Source organism: Kribbella lupini, from assembly GCF_039529595.1.
Lineage (GTDB): Bacteria > Actinomycetota > Actinomycetes > Propionibacteriales > Kribbellaceae > Kribbella > Kribbella lupini.
Genome location: NZ_BAAANC010000001.1, coordinates 1763104 through 1781563, shown reverse-complemented (window position 1 = coordinate 1781563; position 18460 = coordinate 1763104). Strand labels below are relative to the sequence as shown.

General features: G+C 70.3%; 13 protein-coding genes and 3 tRNA genes. 6 read left to right on the top strand and 10 right to left on the bottom strand.

Annotated elements, in window-relative coordinates:
* Positions 1-19: 19 nt before the first annotated feature.
* Both ABD235_RS08165 and thrS read right to left on the bottom strand, forming a co-directional pair.
* Positions 20-598 (bottom strand): HIT family protein, encoded by a 579-nt coding sequence (locus ABD235_RS08165; RefSeq protein ID WP_344171596.1) that lies wholly within the window; start codon positions 596-598, stop codon positions 20-22.
* On the bottom strand, positions 595-2616 hold the full coding sequence (gene thrS / locus ABD235_RS08160; RefSeq protein ID WP_344171594.1) for a threonine--tRNA ligase: 2022 nt from the start codon (positions 2614-2616) through the stop codon (positions 595-597). Before thrS ends, ABD235_RS08165 begins: the two co-directional genes overlap by 4 nt.
* A 225-nt stretch (positions 2617-2841) precedes the next feature.
* On the opposite strand from thrS, the gene ABD235_RS08155 reads away from it, so the two are divergent.
* The 3 genes from ABD235_RS08155 to ABD235_RS08145 are packed head-to-tail and all read left to right on the top strand — an operon-like array spanning position 2842 to position 5209.
* Positions 2842-3762: an ABC transporter ATP-binding protein gene (locus ABD235_RS08155; RefSeq protein ID WP_344171592.1), complete on the top strand. Its 921-nt coding sequence runs from the start codon at positions 2842-2844 to the stop codon at positions 3760-3762.
* Positions 3762-4409 carry a DedA family protein gene (locus ABD235_RS08150; RefSeq protein ID WP_344171590.1) on the top strand — a complete coding sequence of 216 codons (648 nt, stop codon included), beginning with the start codon at positions 3762-3764 and terminating at the stop codon, positions 4407-4409. The genes ABD235_RS08155 and ABD235_RS08150 overlap by 1 nt, the downstream gene beginning before the upstream one ends.
* Positions 4406-5209: an ABC transporter permease gene (locus tag ABD235_RS08145; RefSeq protein ID WP_344171588.1), complete on the top strand. Its 804-nt coding sequence runs from the start codon at positions 4406-4408 to the stop codon at positions 5207-5209. Before ABD235_RS08150 ends, ABD235_RS08145 begins: the two co-directional genes overlap by 4 nt.
* A gap of 50 nt (positions 5210-5259) precedes the next feature.
* On the opposite strand, the gene ABD235_RS08140 is transcribed toward ABD235_RS08145, so the two are convergent.
* The 4 genes from ABD235_RS08140 to ABD235_RS08125 form a co-directional block, all read right to left on the bottom strand.
* The gene (locus ABD235_RS08140; RefSeq protein ID WP_344171586.1) at positions 5260-6732 is read right to left on the bottom strand and encodes a MinD/ParA family ATP-binding protein; all 1473 of its coding nucleotides are present in this window, start codon (positions 6730-6732) and stop codon (positions 5260-5262) included.
* Between the two features lie 194 nt (positions 6733-6926).
* On the bottom strand, positions 6927-7589 hold the full coding sequence (locus ABD235_RS08135) for a response regulator (protein ID WP_344171584.1): 663 nt from the start codon (positions 7587-7589) through the stop codon (positions 6927-6929).
* Positions 7586-9226: a sensor histidine kinase gene (locus tag ABD235_RS08130; protein ID WP_344171582.1), complete on the bottom strand. Its 1641-nt coding sequence runs from the start codon at positions 9224-9226 to the stop codon at positions 7586-7588. Before ABD235_RS08130 ends, ABD235_RS08135 begins: the two co-directional genes overlap by 4 nt.
* Positions 9227-9272: 46 nt before the next feature.
* On the bottom strand, positions 9273-10478 hold the full coding sequence (locus tag ABD235_RS08125; protein ID WP_344171580.1) for a GntR family transcriptional regulator: 1206 nt from the start codon (positions 10476-10478) through the stop codon (positions 9273-9275).
* Between the two features lie 127 nt (positions 10479-10605).
* Here ABD235_RS08125 and ABD235_RS08120 point away from each other — a divergent pair, with 127 nt between their 5' ends.
* Together ABD235_RS08120 and ABD235_RS08115 are read left to right on the top strand one after the other, a co-directional pair.
* Positions 10606-11385 (top strand): SDR family NAD(P)-dependent oxidoreductase, encoded by a 780-nt coding sequence (locus tag ABD235_RS08120; RefSeq protein ID WP_344171578.1) that lies wholly within the window; start codon positions 10606-10608, stop codon positions 11383-11385.
* A gap of 32 nt (positions 11386-11417) precedes the next feature.
* On the top strand, positions 11418-12902 hold the full coding sequence (locus ABD235_RS08115; RefSeq protein ID WP_344171576.1) for an ArnT family glycosyltransferase: 1485 nt from the start codon (positions 11418-11420) through the stop codon (positions 12900-12902).
* Here the strand turns inward: ABD235_RS08115 and ABD235_RS08110 are convergent.
* The 4 genes from ABD235_RS08110 to ABD235_RS08095 all read right to left on the bottom strand — a co-directional run bounded on the left by ABD235_RS08110 (position 12896) and on the right by ABD235_RS08095 (position 17003).
* Positions 12896-15643, bottom strand: coding sequence for a type 1 periplasmic-binding domain-containing protein (locus tag ABD235_RS08110; protein ID WP_344171574.1), 2748 nt, complete (start codon positions 15641-15643; stop codon positions 12896-12898). The two genes, ABD235_RS08115 and ABD235_RS08110, sit on opposite strands and share 7 nt — an antisense overlap.
* A 1077-nt stretch (positions 15644-16720) precedes the next feature.
* Positions 16721-16792: transfer RNA gene (locus ABD235_RS08105), tRNA-Val, on the bottom strand.
* A 33-nt stretch (positions 16793-16825) separates the two neighbouring features.
* Positions 16826-16896 (bottom strand) — tRNA-Cys (locus ABD235_RS08100).
* Positions 16897-16930: 34 nt separating this feature from the next.
* Positions 16931-17003: transfer RNA gene (locus tag ABD235_RS08095), tRNA-Gly, on the bottom strand.
* A gap of 191 nt (positions 17004-17194) precedes the next feature.
* Between ABD235_RS08095 and ABD235_RS08090 the strand changes: the two genes are divergently transcribed.
* Entirely contained in the window at positions 17195-18019 is an 825-nt protein-coding gene (locus ABD235_RS08090; protein WP_344171572.1) for an aminotransferase class IV, read from the top strand.
* Positions 18020-18460 lie beyond the last annotated feature (441 nt).

Here is an 18460-nt window from a genome sequence, read left to right as displayed (position 1 = left end):
CAACCGCACACTCCAGCAACTAGCTGCTCGGCCAGTTCTTTGCCAGCAGCGACCGGGTGTCGGCCAGCAACTGCGGCAACACCTTCGTCTGCCCGATCACCGGCATGAAGTTGGTGTCGCCGCCCCAGCGTGGGACCACGTGCTGGTGCAGGTGGGCGGCGATCCCCGCCCCGGCGATCTCGCCCTGGTTCATGCCGATGTTGAAGCCGTGGGCCGCCGACACCGCGCGGACCGCGACCATCGCTTCCTGCGTGAGCCGGGCGACGTCGGCGACCTCCGCCGGCGTCAGCTCGGTGTAGTCCGCGACGTGCCGGTACGGCACGACCATCAAATGCCCGGGGTTGTACGGGTACAGGTTCAGTACGGCGTACGCCGCCTCGCCGCGCTGCGCGATCAGCCCGTCCGCGTCCGGCAGCGACGGGATCCGGCAGAACGGACAGCCGGATCCGGCCTGGTCGCTGGTCGGCTTGTTCTCACCGGCGATGTAGGCCATCCGGTGCGGCGTCCACAGCCGCAGGAACGGGTCGGCGTCGCCGACCCCCTCCTGCTGCACTGTGTTCTCGGGCTCGTACGGCGAACCGGGCGGCTGGTCCGTCATACCTGGATGCGCTTCTGGACCGACTCGACGATCTCGGTGATCGCGTCGGCGATCGGGATGCCGTTCTTCTGGGAGCCGTCGCGGTAGCGGAACGAGACCGACCCGGCGGCCATGTCCTCGTCGCCGGCGATCAGCATGTACGGGACCTTGGCCTTCTGGGCGTTGCGGATCTTCTTCTGCATCCGGTCGTCGGAGGCGTCGACCTCGATCCGGATCCCCTGCGCCTTGAGCTGCTGGGCGATCTCGAACAGGTAGTCGACGTGCCCGTCGGTGATCGGGATGCCGATCACCTGGACCGGCGCCAGCCACGGCGGGAACACCCCGGCGTAGTGCTCGGTCAGGACCGCGACGAACCGCTCGATGGATCCGAACAGCGCGCGGTGGATCATCACCGGCCGCTGCCGGGACCCGTCGGACGCGGTGTACTCCAGCTCGAACCGCTCCGGCAGGTTGAAGTCCAGCTGGATCGTCGACATCTGCCAGGTCCGGCCGATCGCGTCGCGGGCCTGGACCGAGATCTTCGGCCCGTAGAACGCCGCGCCACCCGGGTCCGGCACCAGCTCGAGACCGGACGACTCGGCGACCTCGCGCAGCGTCTCGGTCGCCTCGTCCCAGACCTCGTCGGACCCGACGAACTTCTCCGGGTTCTTCGTCGACAGCTCGAGGTAGAAGTCGTCCAGGCCGTAGTCGGCCAGCAGCCCGAGCACGAAGGTGAGCAGGTTCTTCAGCTCGTCGCGCATCTGCTCGCGGGTGCAGTAGATGTGCGCGTCGTCCTGGGTGAAGCCGCGGGCCCGGGTCATCCCGTGGATCACGCCGGACTTCTCCAGCCGGTACACCGTGCCGAACTCGAACAGCCGCATCGGCAGCTCGCGGTACGACCGGCCGCGGGCGTCGAAGATCAGGTTGTGCATCGGGCAGTTCATCGGCTTCAGGTAGTAGTCCTGGCCCTGCTTGCGGATCTCACCGTCCGGCCCGCGCTCCTCGTCCAGGTGCATGGGCGGGTACATGCCGTCGGCGTACCAGTCCAGGTGGCCCGAGGTCTGGAACAGCTGCGCCTTGGTGATGTGCGGCGAGTAGACGAACTCGTACCCGTCCTCGACGTGACGCTGGCGGGAGTAGTCCTCCATCACCTTGCGCAGCACGCCACCCTTGGGGTGGAAGACCGCCAGTCCGGAGCCGATCTCGTCGGGGAAGCTGAACAGGTCCAGCTCCGTGCCGAGCTTGCGGTGGTCGCGCTTGGCGGCCTCCTCCAGACGGTTCAGGTACGCCTTCAGCTCGTCGCGGGACTCCCACGCCGTGCCGTAGATGCGCTGCAGCTGCGGGTTCTTCTCACTCCCCCGCCAGTACGCCGCCGCCGTCCGCATCAGCTTGAAGTTGCCCAGGTACCCCGTCGCCGGCACGTGCGGCCCGCGGCACAGGTCCTTCCAGGCGACGCTGTCGTCGCGCCGGACGTTGTCGTAGATCGTCAGCTCGCCGCCACCGACCTCGACCGAGGCGCCCTCGGCGGCGTCGGCCGCCGACCCCTTGATCCCGATCAGCTCGAGCTTGTACGGCTCGGCCGCCAGCTCGGCGCGCGCGTCGTCGTCGGAGACCACCCGGCGGGCGAACCGCTGCCGCTCCTTGATGATCTGCTGCATCTTCTTCTCCAGCGCCCCCAGGTCCTCGGGGGTGAACGGAGTCGGCACGTCGAAGTCGTAGTAGAACCCGTTCTCGACCGGCGGGCCGATGCCCAGCTTGGCCTGCGGGAACAGCTCCTGCACCGCCTGCGCCAGCACGTGGGCGGTGGAGTGCCGGATGATCGCGCGGCCGTCCTCCGACCCGGCCTTGACCGGCTCGATCTCGTCACCGTCGGCGACGACCCGGGACAGGTCCCGCAGCTCACCGTTGACCCGCGCGGCGATGGCGGAGCGGTCCTGGCCGAACAGCTCGGCGAACAGCTCCCCGATCGTCGTCGTCTCGGTCACGCTCCGCTCAGCCTCGCCCTCGACGCCGATCAGATGGACCTTGACTTCCGACACGTTGCTCTCCTCGGGTCTGCGCGATCGGCCGGGATGCCGGTCACGCAGTGATGGTATCGACATCGCCGCCGGCGCCTCACCCGCCGTCCACAGGCCCCGCCGCGATCCCCCGGTCGTAGCCGTCACCTGACGAAAGTCGGGGGTCCCTCCAGCCGTTGGTCCGATGTGCCGGACCCCTGCCGATTCCTAGGTTCGAAGCACACTCCAGGAACCGGAAGGGCATCCGTGATCACCCTCGCAGGACTCACCAAGCGGTACGGCGGAACGACCGCCGTGGACGCGCTCGACCTGACCATCTCGCCGGGCCGGGTGACGGGCTTCCTCGGCCCGAACGGCGCCGGCAAGTCCACCACGATGCGGATGATCCTCGGACTCGACCGACCCACCGCGGGCCAGGCCCTGGTCGACGGCCGTCCGTACGCCGACTGGCCGGTCCCGCTCGCGAAGGTCGGCGCGCTGCTCGACGCCAAGGCGCTGCACCCGCGACGGTCCGCGCGCAACCACCTGGTCGCGATGGCCCGCAGCAACGGCGTACCGGTCAGCCGCGTCGACGAGGTGCTGCGGATCGTCGGGGTCGACGAGGTGGGCGGCAAGCACGCCGGCCAGTTCTCGCTCGGCATGGGCCAGCGGCTCGGCATCGCCGGCGCCCTGCTCGGTGACCCGGAGATCCTGATGTTCGACGAGCCGGTGAACGGGCTCGACCCGGACGGCGTGCGCTGGGTCCGTCAGTTGATGCGCTCGCTGTCGGCAGAGGGCCGGACCGTGTTCGTGTCCAGCCACCTGATGAGCGAGATGCAGCTGACCGCGGACCAGCTCGTGGTGATCGGCCGCGGCAAGCTCATCGCCGACGCACCGATCGCCGAGGTGATCGCCGGGTCGTCGCAGACCACCGTGCACGTCAGGGTCCCCGACGCCGCGGCCAGAGCGGCACTCCGCGAACGGCTGACCAGTGAGGCCGAGCAGGTCGAGTCCACGGCCGACCAGCTGATCGTCAGCGGCGTACCGGTCGAGCGGGTCGGCGACCTGGCCTACGAGCTCGGCGTACGGGTGCACGAGCTGTCCACCAAGCAGGCCTCGCTGGAAGAGGCCTACATGGAGCTCACGGCCGACAGCGTCCAGTACGGCGTCGCTGCCGAGGTGGCGTGATGGCTGACGCGATCCTGCACTTCACCGAGGAGCTGATGTCCTCCTGGTGGATCTACGCGGCCCTGTTCGGCTTCGCGGCGCTCGACGGGTTCTTCCCGGCCATCCCCAGCGAGACTCTCGTCGTGACGGCCGGAGTGTTCGCCGCCACCGGCGAGCCCAACCTGTACGGCGTGATCGCGATCGCCGCGGCCGGTGCGTTCCTCGGCGACCACGTCTCCTACTTCCTCGGTCGGGGCGCAGGAGGCCGGCTGATCGACCGGACCAAGCCCGGCACCAAACGGCACGCCATGACCCAGTGGGCACGCACCGCACTGGCCGAACGCGGCGGCCTGGTTCTGGTGGTCGCCCGCTACGTCCCCGGCGGCCGCACCGCGGTGACGCTGACCATGGGCGCCGTCCGCTACCCGGCCCGCCAGTTCACCTTCTTCGCCGGGCTCGCCGCGATCAGCTGGGGCATCTACTGCTCCCTGGTCGGCTACATCGGCGGCAAGGCCTTCGAGGACAACCCGCTGAAGGGTGTGCTCCTCGGCATCGGCCTGGCCCTCGCGGTGACCCTGCTGGTCGAGGTCGTCCGGCACCAGCGCCGCAAACGGCGTACCCCTGAACCTGAGGTCGAGGTCGAGCTCACAACCGTAGGAGAACGATGAGTACGGCAACCATCACCGTCCACCAGAGGTCGACGGCCGCCGGTCTGCGCGGCTCGGTGGCCGCGGAGTGGACCAAGCTCTGGTCGGTCCGCTCCACCTGGCTCAACCTGGTCGGCGCCGTCCTGCTGACCGGCCTGCTGGGACTCCAGCTCGGCTTCAGCGCGGCGTACGAGCGCGACAACCCGGCGCCGGATCAGGTCGGCGTGCCGGCCGAGGTCGGCGGCATGGCCATCGGCGCGCTGATGATCGTGCAGGTGGTCATCGCGGCCTTCGCGATGGTTACGGTGACGTCGGAGTACGCGACCGGCAGCATCCGCAGCACGTTGCAGTGGACACCGGTACGCCGTGACGTCGTACTGGGCAAGGCACTCGTCCTGGCACCCGTGCTCTTCCTGTACGGCGCACTGCTCGGCCTGGTCGCGGCAGTCGGAGCCGGCCTCGCCGCTGGTCGCTGGGCGGACTGGACCGCGTCGGCGCTGGTCATGGACCTGCTGCAGATCGGTGTGTACGCGATGCTCGCCGGACTGTTCACGGCAGGCATCGCGTTCCTCATCAGGAACACGGCAGGAACTCTGACCGCCGCGTTCCTGCTCCTGCTCGTCGTACCGATGATGCTGGGGCAGAGCAGCATCCGGGCGCTGCAGTGGCTGGCTGCACTGCTGCCCGGTGGTGCCGGCAACGGCTTCCTCAGCGGCGCGACCGACCCGATGTCGCCGACGCTCAGCCTCGTCGTCCTGGTGGTGTGGGCCGTTGCGGGACTGGCTGTGGGACTCCGGGTCCTGCGACGCCGCGACGCCTGACAAGCAGAAGGGGCTCCCGACCAACTGGTCGGGAGCCCCTGTCCGTCAGCTCAGCGCGGGACGTTCAGCGCGATGATGATCTGCTCGGCGACCTTCGCGGCCAGCTCCAGGCCGGCCCGCCGGGTAGCCGGCTGCAAGGCGGAGTGGTCCAGCGGACCTTCGGCGGCGATGTGCGGGTCGGTCGGGATGTCGACGACGGCGGCGGCGCGCGACTCGAAGTACGGGCGCAGCTGCTTCTCGACCTCCTTGTTGACGTCGCCGGGGCCGTTGCTGACGGCGATCACCGCGCGGCGGATCAGCCGCTGCGCCTCGGGACCCTGGTTGTCCAGCTCCTCCAGCATCTGCACGGCGGCCGCGCAGGACAGGCTCTTCCACTTGATCGGGATGACGAGCGCGTCCGACGCCCGCATCGCCTCGCGCCAGTTGCTGGAGCCCTCGTTGTTGCCGGTGTCGATCACCAGCACCTTGTAGAAGCGGCTCAGCAGCCGGTGGATCTGGTCGAAGTCCTTGGCCTCGATCTGCGAGTACGTCGTGGTCGCGGACGTCAGCACGTCGTACTGGCCGGCCACCTGGTGCCGCAGGTACGCCGCGACGTCACCGAGCCGGGCGTCCGGCTGGGTCAGCATCGGCATCGCCTGCAGCAGGTCGGTGACGGTGGAGCGGGCGTTGGTGTCGTGGGTGCGCAGGTGCATGTTGCCGCGCAGCTCGTTGTTGTCCCAGGCCACCACACCGCCGCCCCGCGCCTGACCGAGCGCACCGGCCAGCAGCAGGGTGGTCGGCGTCTTGCCCGAGCCGCCCTTGGGGTTGGCGATGGTGATCGTGACCGGACGGCGGAACGCGGTCGCCGCTGTGGCGCGGGCGATCCGCTCGATCCGCTCGGCGCTGCCGGGACGCAGCCGCAGCACGCTGCGGACACCGCGCTCGGCCGGAGCCTCCCGGGGCAGCGGCAGCGCCTGCATCAGCTCTTCGGCACGGTACGAGACCTCGCGCGGAGGCTGCGGGGGGTGCTGGTTCGGGACGCCCTGCGGGAAGAACTGCTGGGCGGTCTGCGAGAGCTGCGGCGCCTGCTGGGTCGGCTGCTCGGCCGGCTGCGTCCAGGGGTCGACGGCGGGCGCAGGGGTCCCGGTGGGAGTGCCGGTGGCTGAGCCCGGGTTGGCGATGCTCCACGAGCTGGCCTCGCCGGTGCTCGGCTTGCTGGAACCCCACGGGTTGGCCTCAGGCTCGGACGCGCTGTGAGCGCCCGGCGTACCGGAGCTGCTGCTGGGAGCGGCGCTGTGGGCGCCCGGCGTACTGGCGGGGGCCGGGTCCGGCTGTCCGCTGTACGGCGTGGCCTGGCCCGGGGTGGACCACGAGTCGCCCGTGAGCGCGTCCTGCGTCTCCTCGGCCGGCTCGGTCTCCTCGGGCTCGGCCTGGGCGCCGGGGTCCGGCTGGCTCCAGGACGGCGTGGGCTGCCACATCCTCCGGACCTCGGCCGCCGCCGCTTCCCGGTCCTTGTGCTGTCCGGAGTTGTGCGAGTCGGTCACGACCTGGATCCCCTGATTCTCTCAACGAGGCGGTGCCGCCGCCCCGGCTCTGCTGGTCCGTCCCGGCCACCGTCCCGCCGGGAGGTCCCACTATCCCATGACCAAGTGTCTACCGGGTGTCACCCGCCGGAGCGTCGGCGGCCCTTCCGGTCAAGACCGCTCTGTACCCACTGCCGTAACAGGCAACAGCCGGGCTAGCTGACCAGACCGGCTTCGTAGGCGATGATCGCGGCCTGCACCCGGTTCTTCACGTCGAGCCGGGTCAGTACGGCGCTGACGTAGGCCTTGACCGTCCCCTCGACCAGGAACAGCCGGGCCGCGATCTCCGCGTTCGAGAGCCCGGCACCGACCAGCGCCAGCACCTCGCGCTCGCGCGGAGTCAGTACGCCGACCTGCTCCTTCGCCTCCGCGGCCCGGGCCATCCGGCCGCCGCCGGTCCCGCCACCGAGCTCGGCGATCACCCGCTGCGCGACCTTCGGCGACAGGTACGCCGCTCCGTCCGCGACCGCTTTCAGCCCGGCGATCAGCTCGCGCGGATCTCCTGACTTCAGCAGGAACCCGCTCGCGCCGTCGCCCAGCGCCTTCGCGATGTAGGCGTCCTCGGAGAACGTCGTCAGGATCACCACCGCGGTCTCCGGCGCCGTGCGGCGGATCTCGGCCCCGGCCGCCAGCCCGTCCAGCCGCGGCATCCGGATGTCCAGGACGGCGACGTCCGGCCGGTGCTTGTGCACCAGCGCGACCGCCTCCGCGCCGTCACCGGCCTCGGCCACGACGTCGATCTCGTCGTCGGAGGCAAGGATCGCCCGGACCCCCGCCCGGACCATCGCCTCGTCGTCGGCCAGCAAGACCCGGATCATCGTGTCCCTTCAGGTTGGGGTCCCGGCGTGTAGCCCTCCACGGTCGGCCGGACCGAGCCGGTCTGCACCATCTCCTTGGCGACCAGCCGGTCGTGCTCGAAGCACAGCCGGTACGCGTAGTTGATCGAGAACGGCCCGTCGGGACGGTAGTAGCGGCAGGTCCAGCCGTCGTGCTCGACCACGCGCTCCTTCGGCGGGTCGATCATCTGCATCCGCGGCAGCACGGCCTCGACCTCGGCGAAGCTCTGCCCGATGCGCAGCGCGTCGTACCGGTCCGGCGGGAGCACCGAGTTGTACCCGGCCACCAAGTAGTAGCCCAGGGCAATGGCTCCGATCCCTACCGACAGTCCTGCCGGGACCAGCAGCGCGGTGATCAGACCGCGCCGCGCGCGTCGCCGTACGACGTCCCGCTCGTCGGCAGTGGCCGACCGGACGTCGGCGACCGGCTCCGGGCGGCCGCCGCTGCGAGGAACCCGAGCCACCACCTCGAAGCCACCGACCGGCATCCGCTCACCGGTTCCCGCGCTCCCCCGGTCACGCGGACCTGCGGTCAGGCTGCCGCCGACCAAGCGAACGCGTTCGGCCAGGCCGGCGAGACCCGTGCCGCTCGAGGGAACCTCCGGCACGGCACGCGTGGCACCTGTGTCGGCGATCCGCACGACGACCTCGTCCTCGGCGCGGGTCAGCGTGACGACGACCTCGGCGCCGGGCGCGTGCTTGCTGGCGTTGGTCAACGACTCCTGGACCACGCGGTGGATCGCGCGATCCACCATCGGCGACGGCTCGGCCGCGCCCTCCTGCACCAACCGCACCGCCAGACCGGAGGCCGCGGCGCGGTCGACCAGCTCGGCCACCGACTCGTCACTCGGTACGACGGGCGCCTGCGCGTCGGCGTCCCGCAGGACGCCGATGATCTCGCCGAGCCGCTCGGTCGCCGTCGCGGCGGCCTCCCGCAGCTCGGTCGCGGCCCGGCGGTGCCGCTCGGGCAGCTCGGCGTCCACCTCGAGCGCGGCCGCGCGGAGCGCGATCAGGCTCAGCTCGTGGCCGACCGAGTCGTGCATGTCCTCGGCGATCCGAGAGCGCTCCCTGAGCCGGACCTGGTCGATCTCCAGCCGCTGCTCGCGCTCGATCCGCTCGGCGCGTTCCCACCCGGCGGTCGCGAGCAGCGCCTGCTGGGCGCGGTACCGGCCGATCAGCCACGGCATCACGCACAGCACCAGGACGAGCAGCACGACCGCGAGCCAGCTCAGTACCGTGTCAGCGATCCCGACGTCGCGGAACAGGATCAGCCGCAGCGCGAGCAGCAACGTCAGCGATCCACTGGTCAGCGCGACGAAGTACTTGAGCTGCGTCTCCCGCCGCCCGGCCAGATAGGCGAGCGTCGCGGTCGCCGGGACGAACGCGATCGGCGTACCGGTCGTGGTGTTCATCGTGAGGCCGATGATCACGGCCTCCGGCACGATCACCACGGCCAGCGCGACCAGCGGCCGGCTCCGCCGCAGCAGTACGGCGGCCGCCAGCAGCGCGACGCACCCGCCCATCAACCAGTACGGATCGCTGCGGGAACCGCTCTCGGCAATGACCAGGAACGACAGGCCGGCCCACAGCCCGAAGTCACCCGCCCGCCGCCACGTCACCCTCCGACGCTACAGACCGACGGCGTCACCGCAGTACTGCCGAAAGTCAGTTGTCGTCGGCATCGACGATCCGGAACGGCACCAGGGAGAGGTTCGGTACGGGCTCGCCGCGCAGCCGGGCCAGCAGGAGGTCGACGGCCTGGCGGCCCATCTCCTCCTGGTCCTGGCGTACGTGCAGGTACGGCGCACCGGAGATCGGGTCCCCGGGCGAGTCGAAGCAGGCGATCACCGGTTGGCGCTGGTCCAGCGGGTTGCGGGGGCTCGGCGGCGGTCCTGCCGTCGCATCCGCCCTGGGCGAGCCCGTCCCCGTCGCATCCGCCGCCGGCGGCGTGAACGCCCGGTCGAGCATCCGGGCGAGGTTGTACTCGCAGGCGACGTACGCCGTCACCTCCGGCGCCTCGGCGCGGAACGCGCGGATCGTCGCGACGTCCGAGCTCACGTGCTCCGGGGTGAAGGAGCCAGGCAGCGTCGCGCGCAGCGTGGTGAGCTGGTGCGCCTTGTACCCGCCGGCCTCGTGCTTGGCGAAGGCGGCGTGGAAGCCCTTCAGGCGTTCCTCGATGCTCGACGTGTTCTGCGGCGGCGGCGAGACGAACGCGAGGTGCCGGTGCCCGAGCTCGAGCAGCCGCTCGGTCAGCGCGCGGGCGGCCGCGACGTTGTCGGTGTGCACGGCCGACACCGGGATCCCGGACAGGTGGCGGTCGACGAGCACGATCGGGTACCCGTCGAGCACCTGCCGCAGCAGGCTCGCGTTGTAGAAGTCGCCGTGCACCGGGAACACGATCATCCCGTCCACCTCGCCCGAGGCGACGAACGCGTCGACGGCCTTCTCCTCGTCCGGCTGGCGACCGCGCGTCCGTCGTACCAGCAGGTGGACGCCGTGGTCGGCGCAGCGCTCCTCGATCGCGCGCAGCAGCTCGAGCCCGTACGCCTCGGAGACGTCGGGGATCACCAGCCCGATCGTCCCCGGCCGCTGGCGGAACGGCGTCGGCCCACTCCCGATCCGGCCGCGCAGCGGCGTCGTCACGCCGTTCAGATCGGGCAGGTCCTGGACGACGAACGATCCCTTGCCGCGAACGCGCTCGATCAGACCGGCCTCGCGCAGCACCTCCAGCGCCCGCTTCGACGTGATCCGGCTGACCTCGAACTGCGCCGCCAGCTCCATCTCCGACGCGACCCGGTCCCCCGGCCCGAGCGCGCCGCTGCGGATCTGCTCCAGCACGTACGTACTGATCCGCTCGTAGAGCAGCGTCATCCGAACCTCCTGTCGGCGGGCAGGTTGACATACCAAATCACCTGGCCGCACTCCAGACAAGTGCCCTCACGCAGGCCGAGACATACCAACCCGGTTTCTGTCGGTGGCGGCAGGCACTGTGGTCCGCATGGAGATTTTCGGCAAGCGAGCGGTGGTCACCGGCGCCGCGGTCGGCACCGGCCGCGCCATCGCTTCCCGCCTGGCCGCGGAAGGCGCCGAGGTCGTCCTGGTCGACATCGACGACGAGGCCGGCCACCGGGCCGCCGAAGCGATCAACGCTGCGTCGGGCAGTACGACGGCCGCATCGCTCGGCTCGGGCGCTCCTCGCTTCCGGCCCGTGGCTCGCTACGAGCACGTCGACCTGCTCGACGACCAAGCCCTCACGAGGCTCCTCGACGAGACCCGCCCCGACATCCTGGTCAACAACGCCGGCGGCGGCGCGGTCCTCCGCCCGTGCTTCCCCGACGCCGACGCGGCCCGCTGGTCGGCCTCGCTCGACCTCAACCTGCGCGCCCCGATGCTCGCCACCCAGCTCGTCCTCGAGCCCATGCGTGAGGCCGGCGGGGGCGCGGTCGTCAACCTCGGCTCGACCGCCGGCCGAGGCCTGGGCCCGCACGTGTCGCCGGAGTACAGCGCGTCGAAAGCCGGCCTGATCCGCTTCACCGCGACTCTCGCGCCGCTGCGGGAAAGCCATCAGGTCCGCGTCAACTGCGTCGTACCGGACTGGGTGGCGACCGAGCGCGGCATCGCCGAACGCGAAGACCTGCCCGCCGAGGAGCGTGGGCCCGAGCAGATCCCGCTGCAGACCCTCACCGACGCCGTCGTGCGGCTGATCAAGGACGACTCGCTCGCCGGCCGCGTGATCCTGCTGGAGAGAGAGCGCTCACCCGAGCTGCTCGACCTCTAGCTGTGGCCCTCGGTGACTGGCAGCATTCCGCCATGACGCGCCCGTCGGTACCTGCCTTCGCCACCGTCCCCGTCACTCTCATCGCCGTCGCGGTCGCCGCCGTGCTCACCGCGCTGTCCGGCCGGTACGGCTACCACCGCGACGAGCTGTACTTCCGCGTCGCCGCCGACCACCTCGCCTGGGGCTATACCGACCAGCCGCCGCTCACCCCACTCCTCGCCAAGATCTCCATGACGCTGTTCGGCGACACCCCGATGGGCCTGCGCGTCGTCGCAACACTGAGTGCCGCGTGCACGGTCGTCGTCGTGGCCCTGATCGCCCGCGAGCTGGGCGCCGAACGCAACGCCCAGATCCTCGCCGCCGCCTGTACGGCGCTGGCCGGCTTCGTCCTCGGCACCGGCCACCTGGTCTCCACCGCGACCTTCGACCTGCTGGCCTGGATGGTGATCGCCTTCTTCGCCCTCCGCCTGCTCCGCACGGACGACCCGCGCTGGTGGATCCCGCTGGGCCTCACTACCGGCATCGCCTTGGAGAACAAGTACCTGGTGGTCCTGCCCCTCGCGGCCCTGCTGATCGCCGTACTGATCACCGGTCCGCGCAGCATCCTCAAGACCTGGTACCTCCCCGCCGGCATCGCGGTCGCCGCGGTCATCGCCGCTCCGAACGTGATCTGGCAGGCCACTCACGACTGGCCCCAGCTGACCGTTGCCGGCGGCATCAGCGAGGACGACGGCACCGAGAACCGGATCATGTTCGTCCCGCTCCAGCTCGCCCAGCTCTCGCCGTTCCTGGTCCCGGTCTGGATCGCCGGCTTCCGCCGCCTCTGGCGCACCCCGGCGCTGCGCTGGTCCCGCCCGGTCGCGCTCTCCTACCCGATCCTCTGCATCATCGTCCTGGCCACCGGGGGCAAGTCCTACTACGCCCTTCCACTCCTCCTGGTGCTCGTTGCCGCAGGCACCCAACCCACCCTCGACTGGCTGTCCCGAGGCCGCCAGGCCGTACGCCGTACCGTCTTCGCCGCCGCAGCCGTCCTCACCGCTGTCACCTCGGCAGCCTTCACCCTGCCGGTCCTCCCGGAGTCGGCCGTCAACCTCGTCCTCCCCGTCAACGCCGAACAAGGCGAACAGATCGGCTGGCCCGAGCTCACCGCCACTGTCACGTCCGTCTGGCACCAACTCCCGGCCGAAGACCGCGACCGAGCCGTCGTCTTCGCCGGCAACTACGGCCAAGCGGGCGCCTTGGCGAAGTACGGCGGCGATCTCCCCACTGTGTACTCGGGCCACATGAGCTACGCCGACTGGCCGCCACCCACCGACGCCCACACCGGCCCGGTCGTCTTCGTCACGCAGGAACGGGTCCCGCAGTACGAGTCACACTTCGGCACCTGCACCGACGCAGCCCGCGTGGACAACGGCCAACGCGTCGACAACGAGGAGCGAGGCACCCACGTCCTCCTCTGCACCGGTCCGACCAAGCCGTGGTCCGCCCTCTGGCCGGACCTTCGTCGCTACTACTGATCGATCGGGCACCACGGTTTGGTCAAGGTGCTCTCGCGGTCCGCGGGAGCACCGCAGACCAGGTTGTCCTTGGCCGTCGCCCGGCCCTTCTCGAACGTCACGATGTAGACCGGCTTGTTCACCGGCACCCGCTGGTCGATCCGGCCGCCGAAGTCGATCGTGCCGGTCACCCCTTCGTAGCGCCTCTGCTGCCCGGCGTCGTCGGTGATCGACAGCAGCGCCGGCCACAGTGTGGCGCTGCTGATCGCGATGTTGTTCTCGGCCAGGAACCGCACCGCCAGCACGGCGCTGTAGCCGGCGTCGTAGCTCAGCGCCGCGTGACCGTCGAGCGTGCGGGACCGCTCCGGATCGCCCTCGTAGTCGAACAGGGTCGTCAGCCGCTGGTAGAAGTTCGCCGCCGCGGGCGACGCCGCGCCGCCGAGCTCGGGGGCGATCGCCAGCGACAGGTACTGGTACGGGACCGCGCGGTTGGCCGCGCTGACCGAGCGCTCCGCGACGTGCTTGGTGACGTCGTCCCCGGCCAGGATGTACGGCGGCTGCTTCGGACAACGATCGGTGATCCCGTCCAGGAACGCCTGGAAGTCGACCAGCCCGCGGGCGGCGTACAGGACGGCCTCCCCTCGGGCGTCGCAGGCGTCCCGGCCCGCGCGCTCGGGGTCGAGCCCGCCGCTGTCCAGCCCGCCCGCGTCCTGGCCGTCTGGCCGGATCGAGGTCGTCGTCACCGCGACTCCGCGCCGCGCGAGACTCTCCGCGAGGTCGGCGGCCAGGTTCTGGCTGTAGGTGTCCTTCGGGTCGGCCGACTTGTAGAGCCGCGCCCGGCGCGTCAAGCGGTGCCCGAACGCGTCCTTGCCCTTGGCTATCAACTGGTCCAGGTACGCCGCGGCGACGGCGGCCTCGCGCCGATTCTGCGGCGAGATCTGGAAGTACAGCCGCGACGTGTCGACCATCGAGTCGGCCGTCAGCGTCGCCGCGATCGACGGGATGCCGGCCGCGGCCAGCTCCTTCACCATCGTCCGGGTCGACTCGCGGCTCTCGTGCAGCCCGGTCGCCGCGACGATGCTCGGGTCGTCCTTCATCAGGACCCGCAGCCGGTCGACCACGAACCGCGTGTGCTGCAGCTGCGGGCCAGCGTTGGCGATCAGCACCCGCAACAGCGGCTCGGCGCCGCGGTTCCGGTCCAGCTGGCGCGCCTGAACGACGGCCATTCCGGCGAGCTGCTCGCGCTGCGCGGCCAGCGCCTTGTCGACGCCTGCCTGGTCAGCGACCGCCGCCACGAACACCAGCGTCATCAATGGACGACCGGTCTCGGCGTGCACCCGGCGTACCTGCTCGTTCTGGGCGAAGATCAGCCCGCGCACGTCGTCGAACTGCGCACTGGGCAGCAGCAGGCTGTTCGACCCGTCGGACACCCCGACGCAGGTCCCGCCGATCCGCGCCACCGAGTCCGCGATCGGGTCCGACAGGATCCAGCTCGTCCCGTCCCGCCACTGGAACCCGTCACCGCACCGGCGTTCGTCGTCCACCATCCCGTACGCCGTGTAGCCGCCGCCCACCACCGCCAGCGTCGCCAGGACGGCCACGCCCCTCGCGACCCGCGTACGACGCCACGGCGTCGGCGGCCGACTCAGGTGCCGCGCCGGCACATGCGGCTCACCCGCGGCCCGCGGATGCACGGTGATCGGGATGATCCAGGCGATGATCTCGCGCCGCCGGCTGAGGGCCTCGTTGCGCTGGTGCCACCCCTGCACGAGTTCCGCCGGGGTCTTGCTCTCCAGCGACGAGTCCTCGGCCGGCGGCAGCGCCAGCGGCGGCACCAGCCGGCTGGTTGTCATCAGCAACAACGGGTCGAACGTCCGCGTCTCGTTCCGCACGTCGGCGACCGTCCGGATCAGCGCGTACCCGCCGTTGGCCCGCGTGATCCCGTCCAGCAGCACGATCGGGAACGTCGTCCGGTACCGCCGGAAGAACCCACGCCGCGGGTAGGCACCGCGCAGATCGCTCAGGAACGCCCCGACCAGCAGCCTGGCGATCTGCGCCGGATCCTGCTTCTGCCACTGGTCGGCGGTGATCCGGTAGGCGAGCTCGGCGAAGGTGTCGTCACCGCGCGGCAGGAAGTCCTGGTTCCGGAACCACCGGTATCCCTTGCCGGGCCCGGGCACCCGCCCACTGTGCAGCACTCGCAGGAACCCGGTCACCGCCAGCAGCACGCCGGTCGCCAGCACCCGCGGCAAGCTCTCCAACGCGTACCGGGCCGCGGTCGCCCCGTCGTCCCCCGCGGTCGCCAGCGCCCGCCGGAACATCTTCCCGCTGATCGCCGGCGGCCCACCGTCCGGCTCCGGCACGGAGATCTTCATCAGCCAGTTCACCAGGAAGAACCGCCGGAACCGGTACTTGCCCCCGTTCCCGAGCCCCAACTGCCCCGTGATCGCCGACAGCACCTTCCGCAGCTCGACCACGTCGTCGACGTCGATCGGCGCCAGGTCGTGATCGGGCCCGGCCTGCACACTGCGAGTGCCACCGAGGTCGACGTACGCGTAAGGCACCGGCTTCGCCCGCCGATCCCCCGGCCGCAACTGCTCCGCGACCGCCGCCAGCAACCCCGGCTCCTCGTGCAACGACGGCTGCACACACGCCAGGATCGGCGGCGTGTCCTCCCGCCCCAACCGCCGCCGCAACCGCCGAAACCGCAACCGCACCAGCTCGACCAACGCGTCGAACCCCTCGAACCCACCCGCCACCATGCCCCCCAGAAGTCAGCAGCCGGCCCGACGACCCTCACCGATCACCAAGCGGAACCCATCCTGCCCAAAGAGTGACGACCCTAAGCCAAGCCACCAACAGAAGAGGAGCCCCGACAACAACTGCCCCCGGGCAACCACAGCGCAGCCGAAGGACGGCAGCCCGTTTGCGCACCACCCGAGGCACTCCGAAGACGCCGGCCTGCATCCACCGCGATGGTGATCAAGGTGTCGACACAGCCGGAAGCCCACTCGAGTGAAGGCCGCGGCTACAGAGAAGGACCCTTCGGCAGGATGCGCCTCTGTGCCCGTCGATCAGCAGCACCGGCTAAGCCAAGCCGGGAAGGGCTGCCCGGCGGCGCCGAACCGAGCGCGAGCCCGCGAGCGCTCCCGGAACCGCCGCAGATCCTGGTCCGGACGACGTACGAGACCGACTATCAGCAGTGCGAAGAACGTCGGCGCGTCTGGCTAACTGCTGAAGGACGCACACCCGAGGACCTGTTCCGCGCGATCCGCGGCACCGCAAGTAACCCGAATACATCAGCCGAGCGAACGAAGGCACCCCGGCCAGCCGCTGCAACGCGAAGCCGCGAGCAAGCGCTCTGGCAGGCGTGATTCACCCACAACGCCGTACCACACCAAACCCAGGCGCATCAGCCGAGCGAGGTACCCCCAGCCGCAGCAAAGCGGTTGCAATCCCGTCAGCCAACCTCAGCGCCCGACAGCCGAGCGAAGCGAAGGCGGCCAGCATGCGCTCCAGCAGGCGTGATGCGCCACAACGCCGTACCGCAGACAACTCCACCACGCCAGCCGAGCGAAGCGAAGGCGCACCCGGCAACCAACCCCAGCCACAACAGCCGAGCGAAGCGAAGGCCCCGCGACACGGATCCCACGACCAAAGATGGTGCACACGACGCCGCACCACAAAGAACCCCAGCCACAGCAGCCGAGCGAAGCGAAGGCGCAAGGGGGTGCGGGTGGCGAAGCCCCCGCAACGCGGCAAGCGAAGCGCAGCCGCACAAAACGACGTAGGCGACCCGGTCCGCGCTCTCCGCGGACACGAGTCGCCCATCGACTACGTGGACGATACTGGGATCGAACCAGTGACCTCTTCCGTGTCAGGGAAGCGCGCTACCGCTGCGCCAATCGTCCAGGTGTTGAGTTGTACGAGCAGGGGTTGTTCAGAGGTGGAGACGGGATTCGAACCCGTGTACACGGCTTTGCAGGCCGTTGCCTCGCCTCTCGGCCACTCCACCAGGTGAGAAAGCGGCCTGCCGGATACCCTCTCCGAGCGGACGACCGGGTTCGAACCGGCGACCTCAACCTTGGCAAGGTTGCGCTCTACCAACTGAGCTACGTCCGCGTTGCGACCGGTGTTTCGTTCCCCCGGCGCGAGAAGAACATTAGCCCATCCAGGCGGGAGAACAAAAATCGGGGTACCCCTTCGTCACCCTGCGTTCACCCCCCGATCACGCCTCAGGAGGCGAAATCCCAACGGTGTAAGACGAAACGCCGTACCGAGAGCTACTGTGTGGGCCGTTGGAAGGAGCAGGAATGATCGTCTGGCTCAACGGGGCCGTACTGCCGGACCCGTCGTCCGCGGGGTTGTCGGTGCTGGATCACGGGCTGACCACGGGTGACGGTGTCTTCGAGACGCTGAAGATCGTCGACGGGCAGCCGTTCGCGGTGACCAAGCATCTGGAGCGGCTGGTCCGCTCGGCGACCGGGCTGGGGCTGCCGGCGCCGGACGTCGCCCAGGTCGAGGACGCGATCGCGACGGTCGTGAAGGCGGACCCGGACATCGCGTTCGGCCGGCTGCGGATCACGTACACCGGCGGCGTCTCGCCGTTGTCCTCGGATCGCGGTACGACGGGCCCGACACTGATCGTCGCGTCGCAGGCGATCAAAGCCCCGGCGCCGACGTCCGCGATCGTCACGGTCCCGTGGGTCCGCAACGAGCGCAGCGCGGTCGCCGGCCTCAAGACCACGTCGTACGCCGAGAACGTCCGCGCCCTGGCCTACGCCAAGGAACGCGGCGCCAGCGAGGCGATCTTCGCCAACACGATCGGCAACCTGTGCGAGGGCACCGGGTCGAACATCTTCTGCGTGTACGACGGTGAGCTCGTCACCCCGACCCTCGAGTCCGGCGCCCTGGCCGGCGTCACCCGCGGCCTGGTGATCGCCTGGTTCGGCGCCGTCGAACGCGACGTACCCCTCGCGAAGCTGGCCGACGCCGACGAGATCTTCCTCACCTCCACCACCCGCGACGTCCAAGCCATCCACCGAGCCGACGACCGCGACCTGACCACGCCCGGCGAAGTCACCGCCGCCGTAGCCAAGGTCTTCGCCGAACGCTCCGCCGAGGACATCGACCCGTAACCCAGTTGGTGGGTCACCCCACGCCACCAACCGACAACCCGAGGAATCCCGCCGGATCCACATCCGATCTGGTGGGTCGCTCGGACGGCCCGTCCGACCCACAGCCAATTTGATGGGCTGACCCATGAACGCACCCGTTGGCCCACCGAAATCCGGTGGGCCAACGGCGCAGCTCACGGGTTGACCCACCAAATCGCCGCGCGCCTGCGCGAGTTCGCCGCACTCATAGCCGCGCTTTGATGGAGCCGCAGGGCCGGGTGTAGGAGCCCAGCCGCCGTGGACGGGCAGCGGCGACGCCCAGGCCCGACGCGGATCTCGACCGCCTGCGACGTCGCTGCTCGGCGCGCTGCAGGGCGGCGTACGGCTCATTCAGAGGCACGTAACCGGCGATCCGGGTGCGGCCGAACACGGCAGGGCCCGTTCGAAGTCGGTTTGCTCCTC

Bases quoted from the DNA above. Each gene is read 5' to 3' on its own strand.
- ABD235_RS08165 (WP_344171596.1), bottom strand. From the start codon at position 598: ATGACGGACCAGCCGCCCGGTTCGCCGTACGAGCCCGAGAACACAGTG.
- ABD235_RS08150 (WP_344171590.1), top strand. From the start codon at position 3,762: ATGGCTGACGCGATCCTGCACTTCACCGAGGAGCTGATGTCCTCCTGG.
- ABD235_RS08145 (WP_344171588.1), top strand. From the start codon at position 4,406: ATGAGTACGGCAACCATCACCGTCCACCAGAGGTCGACGGCCGCCGGT.
- ABD235_RS08135 (WP_344171584.1), bottom strand. From the start codon at position 7,589: ATGATCCGGGTCTTGCTGGCCGACGACGAGGCGATGGTCCGGGCGGGG.
- ABD235_RS08125 (WP_344171580.1), bottom strand. From the start codon at position 10,478: ATGACGCTGCTCTACGAGCGGATCAGTACGTACGTGCTGGAGCAGATC.
- ABD235_RS08120 (WP_344171578.1), top strand. From the start codon at position 10,606: ATGGAGATTTTCGGCAAGCGAGCGGTGGTCACCGGCGCCGCGGTCGGC.
- ABD235_RS08115 (WP_344171576.1), top strand. From the start codon at position 11,418: ATGACGCGCCCGTCGGTACCTGCCTTCGCCACCGTCCCCGTCACTCTC.
- ABD235_RS08110 (WP_344171574.1), bottom strand. From the start codon at position 15,643: ATGGTGGCGGGTGGGTTCGAGGGGTTCGACGCGTTGGTCGAGCTGGTG.
- ABD235_RS08090 (WP_344171572.1), top strand. From the start codon at position 17,195: ATGATCGTCTGGCTCAACGGGGCCGTACTGCCGGACCCGTCGTCCGCG.